The organism is Croceitalea marina (genome assembly GCF_042684265.1).
GTDB classification, from domain to species: Bacteria; Bacteroidota; Bacteroidia; order Flavobacteriales; family Flavobacteriaceae; genus Croceitalea; species Croceitalea marina.
Map to the genome: position 1 here is coordinate 1 of NZ_JBHULB010000068.1, position 2,954 is coordinate 2,954.

Here is a 2,954-nt window from a genome sequence, read left to right on the forward strand (position 1 = left end):
AACACTCAAATAGAATCGATCTTTTTAGTGGCTCACTTTCATCCGCCCCACTATGCTCACTTTGGTCCGCCGCGGGTGGCTCAGTTTAATCCGCCGCAGGTGGTATACTATGCCCGTTTTTTGCAGTAGATATAAGATTGATATTTGCAACCGCCTTAAAAACACTCTCTACCGCAATTATTCTTACCCATAATCATCCCAGTGGAGTGGTTATACCAAGTGAAGCTGACAAGCAATTGACTCGGAAAATTGTAAAAGCAGGTAAATTTCTCGATATTTTGGTTCTCGATCATATCATAGTGACCCCACACCAATCCTATTTTAGTTTTTCGGATGAAAGATTAATTCTTAACGATTAATTCCTTACTTTAATTCGTAGTAATATTGAAGAATTTATCTATGACTAGCAATGTTCTAAATCTGACCTCTCAAACCGTAAACCTTATAAAAGGATCTAGAGATTTGACATCTGATGAGGTTCCACTAAAAATGCTTAATGCAATGTTTCAAATTTCGGATATAGACCATTTAGTAGATTTTACCGAGATGGATGCTGTTGAATATTTTCTTATAATCTACTCTCATTCTCTTGGAAATGACGGTATAATGGATTTAACAATTGGTGCTGAAAAGTTAAATACTTTGATTAGATGTTGGAATTACATGTTGGGTATAGAACTTTTGAGGAGAGAAAACATCGTTAAGGTACAGCCATGTAAAATCTTTGACTTTCATGGTATGCTTGAAAATCAAGTTACGCTTGAAGTTCCAAAAACTATTATACAGTCATTTTTAAACTAGGCAAACGGAAAATCGCCAATGAGAATGGTTTGCTGCACTGCTGCACATCACAAATGAAAAGCTTAGCTTATTCATCTGCGGAAAATTTTCAGTAAGTCCAAGTTTTCCTTACCTCAAATCTTTCCTTGTTTCATTGCGCTAACTTTCCGTACTTTACTCTAATCCCGTATTTAACCTAGAAAATGAAACTTATGGATTTAGAAAAAATTCTCAAACTTAGCACCGAAGAACGCTTGGATTTGATTGAAAAAATATGGGATTCTATAGAAACAGATTCAATTCAATTAAGCCAAGCCCAAAAGGAAGAACTGGATAATAGGCTCGAACGACATAAATCAGGTAAAGCCAAGTACTATACTTGGGAAGAAGTGAAGATTAAATTAGACCAAAAACGAAAAAAGTGAGAAAAACTCTAAAGTATCTAGTGGTGTATGAGAAATCAGCTGATGGTTTTGGTGCTTATGTTCCAGATTTGCCAGGTTGTACCTCGGCTGGCAAAAGTCGAGATGAAATTGAATCCAATATCATAGAAGCGATAACTTTGCATCTTGAAATCATGCAAGATGAAGGGCTGCCTATACCGCAGCCTAATTCGGATTCACAAATGGTCGTAATTACGTAGCTAGTACTTATATCCAAGCAATAAACAATTTGTTAAAGATGACGTTCTGCGATGGACATTGAACAATTTCATATTATAAATTAAGTCCAACTAAATTAATAATGCCATGGGTGAGCAAGGAAAAATTATAGATAGGGTTAGCAACACAAATTGGTATTGAAACATTGCTTACTATTAGGAAAGTTATTAGTTGAATCCGATTTGGAGAAATAGTTAGATTGTTTCCGTTGCGCTCAAAACGTAATACTAAATCCGGATACAATGAATTTGTAAATTTTTATTATTTTTATATAGGAATAGCCCGCCATTAGAAAGAATCGTATTTATACGCAAATGGGAATTTTTTAGCATCATTTAGTAATAGTTTTTAGGATTTGAGATTTATTTCTTTCTATCTCATGGATAAATCCACTCATCTTAAAATCTATTAATTATGACTGAATTAGATTACCTAACCAAAGATGCTTTTCTTGAATTCAAAAAGCTTTATCCTCAAATCCCCAAGACTGAAATGTTAAAAGTCATGTCCAAAGCACTTGGTTACAAAAGCTTTGGGCATTTGAAACGAGAATTTAATATTGATTCGAACGGTAATTTTCTTAATAAAAAAAATGAAGATTATACAGATTGGCCCTTAGATGTTTCTCACTATGGTTTTTTATTCAATGAATTTATGCTCATGAAGCATTTAAAAATCGATTACAAAGATGCTCTTGAACTTAAAATATCCCTAGATAATCACCATATTTTTCATAACAGTAATGATGGCAATATTAATTATTGCGATTTAAATATAATTGAAGAAGGGTTAGAAAAATTGATGAATGAAGAATACTTTCGTCTTATGGCAGATTGGCCTATTAGGTTTTATTGTAGAAGGGAAAAGAATTGTGCCATAAGTTATAGGACAGACACTAAGACTGGAAGTTTTATTTGGTTTGATAGTTTTAGTCTTGTATATCATAAGATTTTTGGAGACAAGCTATTTTTATTTGTAGAATCTCTTTTCAGACTTTTTCTATCATTTGATAATGTGGTTTTTCTTGAAAATTTACATACTTCAATGATGAAATATAATAAACCTCTCTATAAGTTCTTTATAAAAAACTTTAGTTATCTGGAGGTTGAAACGAGTACCAACAGATTTCATGGAAAAGCTTTGTTTTTCAATAGTTCAAGAAATGACTTTGTGCCTGAGGCACCAATTCCTATAAATAGGTTTGAGTAATCATTGAACAATATCAGAGTTAAGATTTATTGAACTTAAAATGGATTATAACTTACAATAGGCAATTGTAGGTTCATGTTGTGAACACTCTTTTGGTATATTTCTTTGATAAAGACTGTACAATTAATTTGTCTAAAAAATAATCCAACCTAAGAATTTAAAAAATGGAAATAAAGATTTGAATATCCGTTAAGTGTCATAACCCTGTGATATTAGCAATAACTACTCTTTCGAACAGTCTTTCCCCGAAATACCGTCTATTAAGTTTGTAAACGAACTCATCAAGATAGAGCTGTAGGTACT

The 2,954-nt window shown here is 32.7% G+C and carries 5 protein-coding genes and 1 pseudogene; 5 read left to right on the plus strand and 1 reads right to left on the minus strand.

Translation table 11 applies throughout. The features are described 5' to 3' along the window. Nucleotides 1–131: 131 nt before the first annotated feature. The 5 genes from ACFSQJ_RS14455 to ACFSQJ_RS14475 all read left to right on the plus strand — a co-directional run bounded on the left by ACFSQJ_RS14455 (nucleotide 132) and on the right by ACFSQJ_RS14475 (nucleotide 2,651). Complete coding sequence (locus tag ACFSQJ_RS14455; protein ID WP_377767681.1) at nucleotides 132–359, plus strand: JAB domain-containing protein; 228 nt, start codon at nucleotides 132–134, stop codon at nucleotides 357–359. Between the two features lie 40 nt (nucleotides 360–399). Continuing rightward, complete coding sequence (locus ACFSQJ_RS14460; protein ID WP_377767680.1) at nucleotides 400–801, plus strand: hypothetical protein; 402 nt, start codon at nucleotides 400–402, stop codon at nucleotides 799–801. Between the two features lie 191 nt (nucleotides 802–992). Further along, nucleotides 993–1,205: an addiction module protein gene (locus ACFSQJ_RS14465; protein ID WP_339142043.1), complete on the plus strand. Its 213-nt coding sequence runs from the start codon at nucleotides 993–995 to the stop codon at nucleotides 1,203–1,205. Further along, the gene (locus ACFSQJ_RS14470; RefSeq protein WP_339142044.1) at nucleotides 1,202–1,423 is read left to right on the plus strand and encodes a type II toxin-antitoxin system HicB family antitoxin; all 222 of its coding nucleotides are present in this window, start codon (nucleotides 1,202–1,204) and stop codon (nucleotides 1,421–1,423) included. The genes ACFSQJ_RS14465 and ACFSQJ_RS14470 overlap by 4 nt, the downstream gene beginning before the upstream one ends. A gap of 433 nt (nucleotides 1,424–1,856) precedes the next feature. After that, on the plus strand, nucleotides 1,857–2,651 hold the full coding sequence (locus tag ACFSQJ_RS14475; RefSeq protein ID WP_339142045.1) for a hypothetical protein: 795 nt from the start codon (nucleotides 1,857–1,859) through the stop codon (nucleotides 2,649–2,651). 196 nt (nucleotides 2,652–2,847) lie between these two features. On the opposite strand, the pseudogene ACFSQJ_RS14480 reads toward ACFSQJ_RS14475, so the two are convergent. Beyond that, a pseudogene (locus tag ACFSQJ_RS14480) lies at nucleotides 2,848–2,954 on the minus strand (IS1595 family transposase); the annotation flags it as partial.